Raw genomic sequence first — 15,769 nt, 5'->3', positions numbered from 1 at the left:
AGGGGGTAGGGGGCGAAGCAGGGCGAGGAGCTGCGACTCAGGAGCTGGTGAGCATCACGAGCCGTTGCGTCGCCCTGGTCATCGCCACGTACCGGTCCACCGCCCCCTCGACGCCCTCGCCGAAGTTCTGCGGGTCCACGAGGATCACCAGGTCGAACTCGAGGCCCTTGGAGAGGGCCGGGGTCAGGGAGCGGACCCGGGGAGACGGCTCGAAGTCGGGGGCTCCGATGACGCAGGCGATGCCCTCGGGGTGGGTGCCGAGCCAGGTGTCCAGGAGTGCGGTCAGTTCCGTCACCGAGCCGTAGGTGACCGGGGTGCCGGTGCTGCGGATCGACGTGGGCACGTTGGCGTCCGGGAGGGCGGCGCGGATGACCGGCTCGGCCTCCTTCATGATCTCTTCCGGGGTGCGGTAGTTGATGCTCAGGGAGGCCATTTCGACGCGGTCGAGACCCACCCGCCGCAGCCTCTCCTGCCAGGACTCCGTGAAGCCGTGCCTCGCCTGGGCGCGGTCGCCGACGATGGTGAAGCTGCGGGACGGGCAGCGCAGCAGCAGCATCTGCCACTCGGCGTCGGTCAGTTCCTGTGCCTCGTCGACGACGACATGGGCGAAGGGGCCGGCGAGCAGGTCGGGGTCACTCACCTGAAGGGCGCTCTCGTCGACCAGGGCGTGGTGGAAGTCCTCGCCCTTGAGCATCGTCACCAGGCCCATGCCGTACTCGTCGTCGGCGACCGCGCTCAGGTTCTCCACGACCGTGGTCATGCGCTCGCGCTCGGCGGCTACGGTGGCCTCGTTACGGCGTCTGCGGCGCGAGATCTCCGGGTCGCCGAGCCGCTGCCGTGCCGCGTCCAGGAGCGGCAGGTCGGACACCGTCCAGGCCTGGCCGTCCGCGCGCTGCAGCGCCCGTACCTCGTCGCGGTCCAGCCAGGGGGCGCACATCCGCAGATAGGCCGGGACCGTCCACAGGTCCGAGACAAGGTCGGCCGCCTCCAGCAGCGGCCACGCGCGGTTGAAGGCGGTGAGCAGGTCGCGGTTCTGGCGCAGGGACTTGCGCAGCAGCGCCTCCGGGGCGTCGCCGTCGTGCCGGTCGACCAGGATCGTGAGCAGCTCGTTCCAGACCTGGTCGCGTGCGTCGTTGTGCGGGGCGCCCTCCGCCGCGTCGAACGCCTCGGCCCAGTCGGCGGCGGTCAGCGGGATGTCGGACCAGTGGGTGGTGACGGTCATGCCCTCGGTGGGCGGCTCCTCGTAGAACCGGACGGCCTTCTCGATCGCCTTCACCAGGTCCGCCGACGACTTCAGGCGGGCCACCTCCGGGTCCGTCTCGACCCCGGCCGTGGCTCCCTCGGCCACGAGGTCCCTCAGGACGCAGGTCTGCACGCCCTCCTCGCCGAGGCTGGGCAGGACGTCGGAGACGTAGGCCAGGTAGGGCCGGTGCGGGCCGACGAACAGCACTCCGCCGCGGCGGTGCCCGAGTCGCGGGTCGGAGTGCAGGAGGTAGGCCGAGCGGTGCAGGGCGACGACGGTCTTGCCGGTGCCGGGGCCGCCGTCGACGACCAGCGCGCCGCGTGATCCCGCGCGGATGATGGCGTCCTGGTCGGCCTGGATGGTGCCGAGGACGTCCCGCATCCGTTCCGAGCGGTCGCTGCCGAGGCTGGCGATGAAGGCGGACTGGTCGTCGAGCGAGGCGTGGTGTCCGGCGAACCCGTCGGGGGCGAACACCTCGTCCCAGTAGTCGCCGATCCGGCCGTTCTTCCAGCGGTACCTGCGGCGGCTCGCCAGCCCCATCGGGTTGGCGTGGGTGGCCCCGAAGAACGGCTCGGCCGCGGGGGAACGCCAGTCGACGAGCAGCCTGCGGCCCTCGCTGTCGGTGAGGCCGAGCCGTCCGACGTACACGGGCTCGGAGTCGGAGTCGTCCGCGCCCACCATGTGCCCGAGACACAGGTCCAGGCCGAAGCGGCGCAGGGTGCGCAGCCGGGCGCCGAGGCGGTGGACCTCCGTGTCCCGGTCCATGGCTTCCTGACCGATGCCGCCGGGCGCCCGGAGGGTGGCGGCGAGGGTGGCGGACAGTTCGGCGATGGTCTCTTCCAGGCACTGCGCGATGGCCGCGAAGTGTTCCTCGTCGGCGGCGATCAGCGTCGGGTCGGCCTTGGCGGCAAGGCGCTCGGGAAGGTCGAACACGCGGGTGGGCAGGGAATTCAAGTCAGCAGCTCCGATGTGAGGTCATTTTCTACGACCACGAGGGACGAACAGGCCGGTAAGTGTGCGCCCGCACCGGGGCCTTGCCGCAAGCCCCCCGGTGCGCTATACGTTGAGAGTGGCAAGGAGTGGGATGACCTCCTTGCCTTTGCTGTGTCCCCCTCCGAAATCGGTTGCCCCCTCCGACTCGGACCGCGCCGGACACGCCCTCCTTCCACAGTATGGACCACTGGCATCGCACACTCTCCGGAAAGCATTCGAAACATTCGAAGAATGAAGGGGATTTACGATCTTCCGCCTCCGTGATCTTCCGAAAGATTTCGGTGATTTCCTCAGGTGAGAGGGATCTCGAAGCATTCGAAACATCTGCCGAAACTGTTGACGCTTGACAGGGTCAGACCAAAACTGTGGGGCATGACTGACACACCCGCACACCCGACGCGCCGCAGTGTCTGCGGCCTCCTGCTCGCCACCGGGGCCACCCTGGCCCTGCCCGGCACCGCCGAGGCGGCCACGGTCATCACCACGAACCAGACCGGGACCAACAACGGCTACTACTACTCGTTCTGGACGGACGCCCAGGGCACGGTCTCCATGACCCTGAACTCCGGCGGGAACTACAGCACCTCCTGGCGCAACACCGGCAACTTCGTGGCCGGCAAGGGCTGGAGCAACGGCTCCCGCAGGACCGTGAACTACTCCGGCAGCTTCAACCCGTCCGGCAACGCCTACCTGGCCCTCTACGGCTGGACCTCGAACCCGCTCGTCGAGTACTACATCGTCGACAACTGGGGCACCTACCGGCCCACCGGAACGTACAAGGGCACCGTCACCAGCGACGGCGGCACGTACGACATCTACCAGACCACGCGGTACAACGCCCCGTCCGTGGAGGGCACCAAGACCTTCAACCAGTACTGGAGCGTGCGGCAGTCGAGGCGGACCGGCGGCAGCATCACCACCGGCAACCACTTCGACGCGTGGGGCCGGGCCGGCATGCCGATGGGCAACTTCAAGTACTACATGATCCTCGCCACGGAGGGTTACCAGAGCAGCGGCAGCTCCAACATCACGGTGGCGTGATGAGGGCCCGGGCGCACCTGCCGTTACTGGCCGCCGCCGCACTCGCCGCCGCCGGCACCCTCACCGTCCCCGCCTCCGCTGCCCCCGCGCAGGCCGCCGCCTGCTCCGGATACGTCGGCCTGACCTTCGACGACGGCCCGGGCAGCGGCACCACCACCCTGCTCAACTCCCTGAAGCAGTACGGCCTCAGGGCCACCATGTTCAACACCGGCCAGAACGCCGCCGCCAACCCGGCGCTCGTCAGGGCCCAGGTCAGCGCCGGGATGTGGGTCGGCAACCACAGTTACACCCATCCGCATCTGACCCAGCAGAGCCAGGCGACCGTCGACTCGGAGATCTCCCGCACCCAGCAGGCGATCGCGAACGCCGGTGGTGGCACACCGAGGCTGTTCCGGCCGCCGTACGGCGAGACCAACTCGACGGTGAAGGCCGTGGAGGCCAAGTACGGGCTGACCGAGATCATCTGGAACGTCGACTCACAGGACTGGAACAACGCCAGTACCGACGCGATCGTCGCGGCCGTCGGCCGGCTCACCAACGGGCAGGTCATCCTCATGCACGACTGGCCCGCAAACACCCGCGCGGCGATCCCGCGCATCGCACAGACACTGGCCGCCAAGGGGCTGTGCTCGGGCATGATCTCGCCCCAGACCGGCCGCGCGGTGGCACCGGGCTGAGCCACCATCACAGCAGTCCGGCCACGGCAGTCCGGCCACAGCAGTCCGGCCCGGCATTCCAGCCGCGGTGAACCGGCCTCGGCGCGGCGGTCGTTCCCCTTGGGCCGCCGCGCCGAACGCGGATCACCGAAACACCGCGCGCCCGCGACTCCGTTCGGCTGTCAATGCCGCGATTTCCCCGTGAGGGCCCGGCATTGGCGCAATCATGTGCGGCGAGTGGGGCGAGCACGTCCCACCGAATGCCCTGCGCGCGTCAACTCACAAGATCCGCCGCGTACTTGACGCGCCTTCGCCGTACGTCATCCGGAGGGACACCGCAGCGATGGCCACTCCCCTGTCCGCCGCGAAGATGCTCGCCGCACTGAAGGCCGAGGGCCTCACCGTGCACGAGCACGCCGGCTGGAAGACCCACAACCGCGACGCCGCCTCGGGCAGGGCCTTCGGGCCCGTCATCGGGGTGCTGATCCACCACACCGGCAGTCACGACGACAAGGAGCTCTGCTTCAAGGGCAGATCCGACCTGCCGGGACCGCTGTGCCACGCCTGGCTCGGCAAGACCGCCGGACTGTGGATGATCGGCAACGGCCGTACCAACCACGCCGGTTACGCCGACATCGATGTCCTGAACGCGATCCGTGCGGAGAAGCCGCTCCCGCACGACGACGTGGCGAAGGCGGACGGCAACGACTGTCTGTACGGCCTGGAGATCGAGAACCGCGGCAAGGGCGGGGACCCCTACCCGGCGGCGCAGTACCGGCAGGCCGTGCTGTGGGCGGCGGCGATCTGCCGGGCACACGGCTGGAGCGAGAAGTCCGTCGCCGGGCACAAGGAGTGCCAGCCGGGGAAGATCGACCCGAGCTTCGACATGGACGACTTCCGGGCCGCCGTGAAGAAGCAGCTGGCCGCGGGGCCCGGCAGGACGGAGCCGACGAAGCCTGCGGGCAAGCCCCGCGTCGACCTGTCCCGGCTGGTCAAGGCCGCGAAGACCGATCCCGGGGCCAAGCAGGGCCACATCAGCTATCTGACCGGCACCAACCTCACCGAGGCCGCCCTCGTCGAACTCGGCTATCTCGCCAAGTCGCACGCCGGGGACGGCTCCTTCGGCTCCACGACCGTCGCCGCCTACGCCAAGTGGCAGCGCCACCTGGGCTACACCGGCGCCGACGCCAACGGCATCCCCGGCAAGAGCTCGCTGTCCCGGCTGGGCGAGCGGACGGGACTCTTCACGGTCGTGGCCTGACCCACGCGCCCCGCCGCCGACCCGCTTCCGGGCGCCGAGTTGCGGGTCGGCGCGGTCCCTGCGGTACTGGCTGTATCTACCGAGCAGTCGCGGGGTCCTCTCTACAGGGAGAGGAGGCACAAGATGGCCAAGCGTCTGGTGGTCTGCTGCGACGGGACGTGGAATCTCGCCGACCAGCCGAGCAAGACGAATGTCGCCAAGGTGGCCCTGGCCGTACGGCGACGCTCCGCTGTCGGAACCGAACAGCGGGTGTATTACCACAGCGGCGTCGGCACGAACCGGAGGGAAAAGCTGCGGGGCGGGGCGTTCGGGGTGGGCCTCTCGCGCAACGTGCTCGACGCCTACCGCTTTCTGATCCACACCTACGAACCCGGGGACTCCCTGTACCTGTTCGGGTTCAGCCGGGGCGCGTTCACCGCGCGCAGCCTGGCCGGTCTGGTGCGCAACTGCGGCATCCTGCGCCCGGAACAGGCCGACCGGATCGACGAGGCGTGGGCGCTGTACCGCAGCCGCGCCGACAAACCGACCAGCGTGGCCGCGACGCTGTTCCGCGGGGCGTACGCGTACGAGACGGAGATCCGTTTCGTGGGCGTGTGGGACACCGTCGGCTCCCTGGGCATCCCGGTTCCGGCGCCCAGGTTCCTCCAGCCGCTCGTCGACCGCTTCAACCACCGCTGGGCCTTCCACGACACCACCCTCAGCAAGTCGGTGAACGGCGCCTTCCAGGCCCTGGCCGTCGACGAGGAGCGCTCGGCGTTCCCGCCGACCCTGTGGCAGAAGGAGAAGGGCGCCCCCGAGGAGCAGGAGCTGAGACAGGTGTGGTTCGCCGGGGTGCATCTCTCCGTCGGGGGCGGCGAGAAGGACTCGGGCCTGTCCGACATCACCCTCCTGTGGATGGTCCGACAAGCCGCCCGGTACGGCCTGGAGTTCGACCCCGCGGTCCTCAGCGCGGACGGGCCGGACAGCATGCGCCCGCAGGAGTGTGCCGACTTCGCCGTCCAGCCCGACCCGATGGGCCCGTGGGTCCCCTCCCGGAAGGGCTTCTACCGGCTCTTCCGGCCCCTGCACCGCCCCATCGGACAGGTGCGGGACAAGCAGGGCCTGTTCGACGGCAACGAGTTCCTGGCGGACACGGTCCTGCGCCGCCGCGAGGGCGACCCCGACTATCACCCGCCGGCGCTCGAGACGTACCTGAAGGAGTTCGGCGAGCAGGACGTGGAGAAGGTCCGCCTCGCCTCCAACTCCGTGCCTGCCGGGGCTCGGTGAGGTCCGGGACCACGTGGTCCGGACCGTGACGCCTGCCCAGCGCGAAGAGCGTCAGGGTCACCGCGATCGACGCGGCCCCCATCAGGGTCATCGCCGGGGCCCGGGAGGTCAGTTGGGCCAGGGCGCCCGCGAGGACCGCGCCGAGGCCCTGGAGGGCGACGGCGAAGCCCACCGAGGCCGCGGTGACGGGGACGGCCACCACCGACAGCGCCACCGACGGTGGTCGCCGTGACCGGGCAGGGGCTGGGGTCGGTGGGGCGACATCTGCGGGTGCTGCTGGACGCGGGGCTGGTGGAGCGGCGGGGGGCGGGAGGTCGGTGCTGTACGTGCGGACGGCGGCCGGAGAGGTGCTGGTGGCGGCTCGGGGGTCGGAAACGGGGATTCACCGAGCGGGGTTAGCATCCGCTCATGACGACTACAGATGGTTCCTCCCCCCTCGGCGTCGAGATCGGGGCCCTCACCGGCGGCTCCGCCGACCTCGCGCAGTACGCCGGCAATGCCGTCCTCATCGTGAACGTGGCCTCCAAGTGCGGGCTCACCCCGCAGTACAACGGGCTGGAGAAGCTGCAGGAGCGGTACGCGGAGCGCGGCTTCACCGTGCTCGGCGTGCCCTGCAACCAGTTCCTCGGACAGGAGCCCGGCAGCGCCGAGGAGATCGCGGAGTTCTGCTCGGCGACGTACGGCGTGACCTTCCCGCTGACCGAGAAGGTCGAGGTGAACGGCGAGGAGCGGCACGCGCTGTACGAGCGGCTGGTGGGCTTCGCCGACGCGGAGGGGCACAGCGGGGACATCCGCTGGAACTTCGAGAAGTTCCTGATCGGGCGGGACGGGTCGGTCGTGGCTCGCTTCTCTCCGCAGACGGAGCCGGAGTCCGACGAGGTCGTGGCTGCGGTGGAGGGTGCGCTGGCGTAGTAGCGCGGCTGCTGCTCCGGTGGGGGCTGGTCGCGCCCCGCGGCGGAGCCGCTGATGTCACAGCCCCGCGCCCCTGGGTGGGTACGGCTGGACCTGCTCAAGAGGTGCGGGGAACCGCGCGACCAGTACCGCAGATACGCGCCGAGCCCCCTCGGCAAGGACGGCGATCTGGTCGAGAGGGCTCTGTGGTGGTGCGTGTGCAGTTGTAGTGGTGTGGCGTGGTGTCACACCTTGACCGAGGCCACGAAGGCACTCCAGGCCTCGGCGGGGAAGGCCAGCTTCGGCCCCTCGGGAATCTTCGTGTCGCCGAGTTCGAGTGCTTCCTCTTCGGTCGACCTCACCATCAGGCACGCCCCGTTGGCGTTGGTGTAGGTGGAGGTCGTCCATGTGTCCAGGGTTCCCAGACGAATTGCCATATTCGCTCCGTAGCCAGATGCGCAGTGTTCGGATTACGCCAACCTTTACTGATCGTTGGCGTGATCGACGCTACTCGCCGGCCTCCTCTTTCGGAGCAGTCATTCACTCTTACGGCGGCATATTCCAAGGGACTCTTCCAGAGGGACGAGACCGGGGTGTACTATCCGGCCCGCCCTGTCCGGAAGCGGCTCAGCAGCGCTTCACCGGGCGTACTCCCGGGCGTACTCCTTGGCGATGTCCTCGATGAGCTGACGCGACTGGTCGACGTTGAGCGCCTGGGCCCTCAAGTGCTCGTACATCACGGTGTACTTCTGCACGTCGTGTGCCTTCTCCAGGTACAGGTCGCTGGTGACGCCCTCGATGTAGACGACGCTGGAGTCCGCCGCGTCGGAGAACTCCAGGATGGAGTACTGCCCGCTGAGTCCCGGATGGGCGCCGACGTCGAACGGCAGTACCTGCACGGTGATATGGGGCTGCTGGGACATCTCCACGAGGTACTCCAGCTGCTCGCGCATCACCTGCCGGCTGCCGACGACCCGGCGCAGGGACGCCTCGTCCAGAACCACCCACAGCCGCAGGGGATCCCGCTCGGCCGCGACCCGGCTCTGCCTGCGCAGCCGTACCTCGACGCGCTTGTCGTTCTCCGTCTCCGTCGCCTCCGGCGCGCCACCGCGCACGATGGCCTCGGCGTACGGCCGGGTCTGGAGCAGGCCGGTGATGATCTGGGGTTCGTAGACGCGCAGCGACTCGGCGTCGGTCTCCAGACCGATGTAGACGCTGTACGGGATGTCCCCGAACGCGTGCCACCAGCCCTGCTGCCGCGAGTCCTTGGCCATCTGCATCAAGGACTCGACGACTCGCTGGTCCTCGACCTCGTACACCCCGCACAGGTCGCGGACGTCGCGCTGGCTGATGCTGCGCCGGCCGTTCTCCAGCCGGCTGATCTTCGACTGCGACACGAGCAGCCGCTCCGCCACCTCTTCGGCCGTCATGCCCTTGAGCTCGCGGAGCCTGCGCAGCTCCTGGCCCAGCCGGCGCCGCCTGACGGTGGGATTGACATTGGACGCCACGGGACGTGCACCTCCGGCTGCGTGCCTCGTTCTTGACTTTGCGTATCTGCTGTTGAGCAGACTGCCACCAAGGTGCTTATTACCGCTGGGAAACGGTGGATATGCGCTGCGTACACGTCAGTCGGGGACCATTCGGTGCCGTGGAGTGCGGGCGGGGCCCGAACATGCGGCCGCGCGGGGCGGCGGAACCCTGCGACGCCCGAGGTACGGACGTACGGTTCCACTGCCCCGCGCGGACCAGCGGCTCCCGGACCGGTCTTTTGGGGACTGACGGTGCGGCGGCTGAGTGGTGCGTGGTGCGAGTGGTGCGGGTCGTGCGTGGTGCGGTCGTGCTGCCGGCGGTGCGTGCCGTGGGACTGCGGCTCAGTGAGCCACGGCGCGCGCCATGGGTCCTCGGCGCGGTTGCATCGGAACGCCGCGAGCGGGTTCCGGCGCGGGCCTGGCTCCGGGGGCGGCCTGACGGCCGGCCGGTGCCGGGCTGCGACGTGGCTGTGCGGCCACGCCGTTCTGGACGTCCATCACGGCGTGCGCGACGAGTCCGCCCATCGGGTCGTGCCTGATCAGGTCCCGCAGCCGGGAGCGCGAGGAACGTCCCTCGTTGCCCGGATACAGGTGCTTGCCGAGGCCGACCGCGTGTGCCAGGGCGGCGAGCGCCGCGGTCCGCGGGTCCGGCGGTACGCCGGTGCGGATCGCCGAGTCCAGTCGGGCCTTGATCTCCCGGCTGATCTCGTTGTCCGTCGCCTGGTACCGAGTCGTCGGCAACACCCCGCACATCTGACCCGCCACGGCATGCACCATGCCGCACCGCTCCAGATGCGAGAGGTAGGTCTGGCGGAGCCCAAGGCGCGGCCCGCCGATCCAGTTCACTGCCCGCACGGGAGCGCCACGCCTTCGCAGCAACTCCAACGCGCAGTCCAAAGTCGGATCTCCTGTCGGCCGTGGGGCTACCACGGCGATACGATCCCCGTCTGGGGCTATCCGTCCGGCCAACGCCAGCTCCACTAGCTGCGCTCCGGCCAGACCGAGGTCGAGCGACTGCGGCTGTGCGGTGGTACCCGTGGTCGGGTCCAACGCCAGCAGCAGAAGCTCCTCCGGAAGTGTTCTGCGGCTCCTGCCCATCCATGCCTCCCCGCGTGGATGAAAGACAGGGTGACCCCTCTCACATTGGTCTGTCGAGGGTGCGTGACCTGTTTGTAGTGGAACCGGTAGGTATGTCGTTCTCGTCTACCGCTCGGAGCAGGGCCACACACAGGACACTGGTACATGGTTCGGACAGCGTGGTGTGGCGGCTGCCCGGGCGGCGATTCAATGGATCGGCAGGCGCAGGGTGACGGATACCGATCACCTGCGGCACATGGAGGAGGCATCGGTGGCGGGCGAGACCCCCGACAGGTCGAAGCAGCGCGAGTCGTCGGCGGAACCGACGTCGGGGAGCGCGAGTCCGGTTCCCGAGGCGAGGAGTTCCGCCCCCGATCCCCGGCTCGCGGTGGCACGGGAGTCGATCTCCCTCGGAGGCGTCGACACGGCCACGAGGGTCTTCTCGGTACGTGACCTCCCGAAGGCCCCCGAGAGCCCCGCAGAGGCTGGAACGGACGGTTCCGGCACCGGGGAGCCCGAGGACGCCCCTTCGGCCACGGAGGAGCACCCAGAGGCCGCCGAGGGGGCCTCGCCGGCGGAGGGATCGAAGGACGGGGGCTCAGCGGTGGCTCCGGAGGACTCCGGCACGGCCGAGGGCTCGGACGACTCCGGCACGGCTGAGGGCTCGGGCTCAGGTGCGGCTGAGGGCTCGGGCTCAGGTGCGGCTGAGACCCCGGAGGACACGGGCACGGCAGAGGCACCGGACGACTCCGGGACGGCCGACGACTCGCACGACACAGCCACGGCCGAGGGGTCCGAGGACTCCGGTACGGCCGAGACACCGGACGACCCCGGTGCGGCTGAGGGCTCGGACGACTCCGGCGCGGCTGAGGGCTCCGGTACGGCGGAGGGCCCGGGCTCCAGTGCGGCTGAGACCCCGGAGGACGCCAACACGGCCACGGCCGAGGGGTCCGAGGACTCCGAGGCAGCCGAAGGCTCGGACGACACGGGCACGGCGAAGACCCCGGAGGACTCCGGTACGGCCGAGAGCCCGGACGCCCCCGACACGACCGACCCCGCCGACGAGTCCCGTGACTCCGGTGCCGCCGAGAGCTCCGACAGCGCGGCCGGTGAGCGGGACGAGCCGGCCGGGGGCGGTGACGCGCGGCTGCGGGACGCGGTGGCGGCGTGGGTGGCCACGGCGGACGGGGACGGTCCCGGCAAGGGCGCCGAGGACGAAACCAGCCCGGCCACCGACACGGACACGGCTGGCGAGGGCGAGGGCGAGGGCGACGCAGAAGCCCCTGCCGACGCCGGCGAGTCGGCCACTGCGCGACCCGCCCCCGACGAGCCGGCCGACGCGCCCCCCGTCGACCAGCCCACCGCCGTCTTCAAGGCCCCCCGGCCCGCCGTGGACCAGCCCACCACCATGCTGAAGCTCGGCAAGGCGCCCGAGGCCGAGCCGGAGCCCGAGGCGGAGCCGGAGCCCAAGCCCGCGCCCAAGCCGGAGGCCGACGCCGAGCGGACGAGCAGGTTCGTCGCGCTGAAGGCCCTCGACGAGCCCCGGCCGAAGGCGGACGTGACCGCCGCCGTTCCCCAGGTCGGCCCGGAGCGCACCACCCAGCAGCCCCTGCCGCCGAAGCCGCCCCTCGACCTGCTCGCGGAGCTCACCAACACTCCGCCGCCCCCGCCCAGCCCCCTGCGCACCCTCGGCCGCCGGGTCAAGATCTGGACGCCGATCCTGATCCTCCTGGTCGTGGCGTTTGCGATCGTGCAGTCCGTACGCCCGCTGCCGAACCCCACACTCAGCCTCACCGCCGAGGACTCCTACACCTTCGACGGCAGCAAGGCGACCCTCCCCTGGCCCACCCAGGGCCAGGGCTGGATGGACGTCAACGGCATCGGCACGATGGGCGACTTCGGTAAGCAGACCCCCGTCGCGATCGGCTCCGTGGCCAAGGCCATGACCGCCTACATCGTCCTGAAGGACCACCCCCTCAAGTCCGGCGAGGAGGGCGCGAAGATCACCGTCGACGCGCTCGCCGAGAAGGAGGGCGGCTACAACAAGCAGGGCGAGTCCACCCTCAACACCGTCAAGAACGGCGACGTCCTCACCCAGCGGCAGGCGATCGCGGCGATCATGATCCCGTCCGCCAACAACATCGCCCGGCTGCTCGCCCGCTGGGACTCCGGTTCCGAGGCGGCGTTCATCAAGAAGATGAACGACACCGCCAAGGAACTCGGCATGAAGAACACGACGTACACCGATGCCTCGGGCCTGAAGGAGAGCACCGTCTCCACCGCCGAGGACCAGGTGAAGCTCGGCAACGAGCTGGTGAAGATCCCGGCACTGATGGAGATCACGTCCATGGGGCAGTGGATCGATCCGTCCGGACAGAAGTGGTACAACTACAACTATCTGGTCCCCTACACCGGCATCGGCATCAAGACCGGCACCACCAGCGCCGCCGGCGGCAACCTCCTCTTCGCCGCCCGTAAAAAGGTCGGCGGGGAGACCGTCACCGTCGTCGGCGCGATCCTCGGCCAGCACAAGGCGCCGATCATCAAGACCGTCAACGACGTCAGCAAGGTCGCGCTGCTCGCCGCAGAGGACGCCCTGAAGTCGGCGAAGATCCTCAAGAAGGGCGACGTCGTCGGATACGTGGACGACGGGCTCGGCGGTCACACCCCCGTCGTGCTGACCAAGGACGTCACCGCCGTCGGCTGGGCCGGCTTCAAGGTGAAGCTGTCCTTCGCCGCCGACGACGTACCGCACACCGCGAAGGCCGGCACCAAGGTCGGCAGCCTCACCGTCGGTGACGGCGAGGGCGGCGCGGTCAAGGTCCCCGTCACCCTGCAGAAGGATCTGACCGAACCGGGATTCACCGACAAGCTGACCCGCGTCGGCTGATCCGTAAACGGGACAGACGCGGCACGCGGCCCGCAGGCCGGACCCCGCCGGGGTTCCGGACTGCGGGCCGCGTGCTAGCGTCACGAACCGGGGCAGGTCGACGCTGGGGCGCGGCCGGGAAATGAAGACGGGACACCACGGGGAGTGCCTTCAGGTGGCCACTGCGGAGCCGACACGCGCCGACGACACCGACCCGGGCCCGGGTACCGGCCCGCGAATACGCGTGCCCGCAGACCCTGAGACCGGACACGGCAGCCCTCCCGAGGACATGAGGGGCAGGATCCGGACCGCTCTCCTCGCACTGCGCGAGCGGCTGCTGCGCCACCCCGTCCTCTCCATGACCGCGCTCTCCGGCGTCCTCCACATCGTCTGGTTCTTCACGTTCGCGAACAGTGGCGGGGACCTCGCGGCGCAGGACGCGTGGGCCGAGTTCGTCGGCCGGCACCCGGATTCCGCGTACAACCTGGCCTGGTACGGCGGCATGCACCCGGTGTCGTACAGCATCGTCTCGCCGTACCTGATGTCGGTCCTCGGCGTCCGTACGACGATGATGCTGGCCGGGACCGTCTCGGCCGGGTTGCTGACCCTGGTCCTGATCCGCAGCCGGTCGGTGAAGAACCCGCTGTGGGCCTCGCTGGCGGGCGTGTACGCCTTCCTGTGCAACGCGGCCTCGGGCCGGGTGACCTTCGGCCTGGGCACGATGTTCGCGCTGGGCGCGGTGGCCGTCGTCTTCTGCTGGCCGCACCGCTGGCGCTACAAACGCTGGGCCAAGGCTCTGTGCGCGGCCCCGCTCGCCGCCCTCGCGACCATGGCCTCACCCGTCGCCGGGCTGTTCGTGGGCCTGGTGGCGGTCGCCCTCTTCCTGCAGAAACGGCGCCCGGGCGCCTGGGCGCTGGGCCTCGCACCCACCGCCGTCGTGGCGCTGTCCGCCTGGCTCTTCCCGTTCGCCGGCACCCAGCCGATGAAGATCGCCTCGGTGCTGCTGCCGCTGGCGTACGGCCTCCTGGTCTTCCTCCTCGTCCCACGCGAGTGGACGACGGTCCGGATCACCGCCGGGGTGTACAGCCTGTCGGTCGTCCTGGTCTGGCTGGTGAGCTCCCAGATCGGCTCCAACATCTCGCGTCTGTCGATGCTGTTCGCGGGGGTGGCCCTGGCGGCCGCGCTGCCGTTCACGGTGCCGCGCTCCCGCAAGTGGTACGCCACCGTCATCGCCTTCGCCGGCTTCACCGTGTGGATCGGCTTCAAGTCCGTCGACGATGTCGTCCACACCACCCCCACGGCGTCCTGGGCGCGGGAACTCGCCCCCCTCGTCAACGAGCTCCAGGAGGTCGGCGCCGAGAAGGGCCGCGTCGAGGTCGTACCGGCCGCCTCCCACCGCGAGGCGTCCGCGCTCGCGCCGTACGTCAACCTCGCCCGGGGCTGGAACCGGCAGGCCGACATGGAGCGCAACCCGCTCTTCTACGACGACACCCTGAACTCCGCGAACTACCACGAGTGGCTCCAGCGCTGGGCCGTGCACTTCGTGGTCGTGCCCAAGGACGAGCCCGACGGGGACGGGGGCCAGCGGGAGCGGGAGCTGGTCCAGCGCGGGATGCCGTATCTGAGGCAGATCTGGGGCGACGCGAACTGGCAGCTGTTCCAGGTGACCGACCCGGCGCCGCTGGCCTCTCCGAACACGGTCGTGGACCGTGCCGCGCAGGGCGAGATGACCATGCGGGTGAAGAAGGCCGGGCGGATCCTGATCCGGATCCCGTACTCGCCGTGGCTGTCGATCGTCGACGCGGAGGGCAAGAAGCTGAAGGCTCCGCAGGAGACGGAGGCGTCGAAGAACCGCGGGGACGGGGAACCGAAGGTCTTCGACAACGTCAACGGGTGTCTGATGGAGACGCCGGAGGATGCGGACGGGGACAAGTGGACGATGTTGCTGGCGCCGAAGGCGGGGACGTATCGGTTGGCGGCGCCCTATACGGTGCCGCGGGGAACTCCCTGTCCTGATGAGCTGAAGTAGTTCGTCGGCTGCGGGCCGGTGGGGGCTGGTCGCGCCCACGCGGCGGAGCCGCATATCGACACCGCCCCGCGCCCCTGAAGGGGCTTACCGCAGCTGGTCCACGTATGTGTCCGTGCCCGGGACTGTCGGGATGAAGGGCGCCAGTAGCTCGCGGCGGCCCTGGCCCGGCTCCTCCAGGTTCGTGAAGAACGGGTCCCAGCACTCCCTCGGGTCCCTCTCCAGGAACCAGAGCAGGGTCAGGCGGGTGTCCACGCCCTCCACCTGCTTCACGTACGTCATGCGGTCGCCCGGCAAGGGGGTCGGGCGGAACACGGTCACCATCGCCGCCGGTGAGCCCGCCAGCCGCTTCGGCAGGTGGCGGGAGACCAGCCACTCCAGCAACTCGGCCCGCTGCTCCGGGGATTCCGCGTCGATGACCTCCAGCACCAGCCCGGCGTACGGGTGGTCCAGGGCGTGGAAGTCCCTCGGGCCCGCCGCTCCGTCGCGGTAGACCGTGGACTCGTGGTCCTGGAACGCGGTGAAGACGTGGGTGCGGTCGCGGTAGACGCGGGCGTCTCGGTTCAGGCGCTTGTTGATGGCCACCGTCCACCGCATGTGGTCGTCGTAGCGGCCGTCGGTGACCCAGTAGGTGGAGAGATAGCAGCCGGCCGTCACCGGCTGGGCCACCGCCGACTTCTCCGGGACGCGCAGGAGTTGCAGGTCCCGGGTGGCCACCCAGCGGCGGCCGGCGAACATCCAGGGCATGGCCATCGCGCCGGCGTAGTAGTGGTCGTCCTCGTACCAGCGGTTGTAGGCGTACTCGTGGCCGGGATGCGGTTCGACCATGGTGATCAGCGCGTGGCCGGGGCGGACTCCGTAGGGTCCGGTGGCGGCCAGTTCGGCGTACGTCTCGCTGCGGGTCTCTTCTGACATGG

12 protein-coding genes and 1 pseudogene are annotated in these 15,769 nt (G+C 69.9%); 8 read left to right on the top strand and 5 right to left on the bottom strand.

What is annotated here, in order from left to right:
- Positions 1-37: 37 nt before the first annotated feature.
- Complete coding sequence (gene helR, locus D1369_RS23470; RefSeq protein ID WP_007382711.1) at positions 38-2,197, bottom strand: RNA polymerase recycling motor ATPase HelR; 2,160 nt, start codon at positions 2,195-2,197, stop codon at positions 38-40.
- Between the two features lie 411 nt (positions 2,198-2,608).
- On the opposite strand from helR, the gene D1369_RS23465 reads away from it, so the two are divergent.
- From D1369_RS23465 to D1369_RS23435, 6 genes and pseudogenes are all read left to right on the top strand, one after another.
- Positions 2,609-3,277 carry a glycoside hydrolase family 11 protein gene (locus tag D1369_RS23465; RefSeq protein WP_037900455.1) on the top strand — a complete coding sequence of 223 codons (669 nt, stop codon included), beginning with the start codon at positions 2,609-2,611 and terminating at the stop codon, positions 3,275-3,277.
- Positions 3,277-3,954 (top strand): polysaccharide deacetylase family protein, encoded by a 678-nt coding sequence (locus tag D1369_RS23460; protein WP_037900457.1) that lies wholly within the window; start codon positions 3,277-3,279, stop codon positions 3,952-3,954. The genes D1369_RS23465 and D1369_RS23460 overlap by 1 nt, the downstream gene beginning before the upstream one ends.
- A gap of 322 nt (positions 3,955-4,276) precedes the next feature.
- Positions 4,277-5,194: an N-acetylmuramoyl-L-alanine amidase gene (locus tag D1369_RS23455; RefSeq protein ID WP_037900458.1), complete on the top strand. Its 918-nt coding sequence runs from the start codon at positions 4,277-4,279 to the stop codon at positions 5,192-5,194.
- Between the two features lie 123 nt (positions 5,195-5,317).
- The gene (locus tag D1369_RS23450; protein ID WP_007382713.1) at positions 5,318-6,460 is read left to right on the top strand and encodes a DUF2235 domain-containing protein; all 1,143 of its coding nucleotides are present in this window, start codon (positions 5,318-5,320) and stop codon (positions 6,458-6,460) included.
- Between the two features lie 219 nt (positions 6,461-6,679).
- Positions 6,680-6,872: pseudogene (locus tag D1369_RS43970) on the top strand (winged helix-turn-helix domain-containing protein); the annotation flags it as partial.
- Entirely contained in the window at positions 6,869-7,372 is a 504-nt protein-coding gene (locus D1369_RS23435; protein ID WP_007382714.1) for a glutathione peroxidase, read from the top strand. The pseudogene D1369_RS43970 and the gene D1369_RS23435, both read left to right, overlap by 4 nt.
- A 224-nt stretch (positions 7,373-7,596) precedes the next feature.
- Here D1369_RS23435 and D1369_RS23430 read toward each other — a convergent pair whose 3' ends face one another.
- From D1369_RS23430 to D1369_RS23420, 3 genes are all read right to left on the bottom strand, one after another.
- Positions 7,597-7,788, bottom strand: coding sequence for a DUF397 domain-containing protein (locus tag D1369_RS23430; RefSeq protein ID WP_007382715.1), 192 nt, complete (start codon positions 7,786-7,788; stop codon positions 7,597-7,599).
- Between the two features lie 201 nt (positions 7,789-7,989).
- Positions 7,990-8,859, bottom strand: coding sequence for a helix-turn-helix transcriptional regulator (locus D1369_RS23425; RefSeq protein WP_007382716.1), 870 nt, complete (start codon positions 8,857-8,859; stop codon positions 7,990-7,992).
- A 363-nt stretch (positions 8,860-9,222) separates the two neighbouring features.
- A complete protein-coding gene (locus D1369_RS23420) occupies positions 9,223-9,978 on the bottom strand; it encodes a GPP34 family phosphoprotein (RefSeq protein WP_007382717.1) in 756 nt (251 codons plus the stop codon).
- A 235-nt stretch (positions 9,979-10,213) separates the two neighbouring features.
- Between D1369_RS23420 and D1369_RS23415 the strand changes: the two genes are divergently transcribed.
- Together D1369_RS23415 and D1369_RS23410 are read left to right on the top strand one after the other, a co-directional pair.
- On the top strand, positions 10,214-12,847 hold the full coding sequence (locus D1369_RS23415; RefSeq protein WP_118082594.1) for a D-alanyl-D-alanine carboxypeptidase: 2,634 nt from the start codon (positions 10,214-10,216) through the stop codon (positions 12,845-12,847).
- Between the two features lie 154 nt (positions 12,848-13,001).
- Positions 13,002-14,855, top strand: a complete 1,854-nt coding sequence (locus tag D1369_RS23410) for a membrane protein (protein WP_037900463.1) — start codon at positions 13,002-13,004, stop codon at positions 14,853-14,855.
- Between the two features lie 84 nt (positions 14,856-14,939).
- On the opposite strand, the gene D1369_RS23405 is transcribed toward D1369_RS23410, so the two are convergent.
- Positions 14,940-15,767 carry a hypothetical protein gene (locus D1369_RS23405; RefSeq protein WP_007382721.1) on the bottom strand — a complete coding sequence of 276 codons (828 nt, stop codon included), beginning with the start codon at positions 15,765-15,767 and terminating at the stop codon, positions 14,940-14,942.
- Positions 15,768-15,769: the final 2 nt, after the last annotated feature.

The organism is Streptomyces sp. CC0208 (genome assembly GCF_003443735.1).
GTDB lineage: Bacteria > Actinomycetota > Actinomycetes > Streptomycetales > Streptomycetaceae > Streptomyces > Streptomyces sviceus.
Note: the sequence above shows the minus strand (reverse complement) of the source record. Positions and strands in the feature narration are given on the sequence as shown.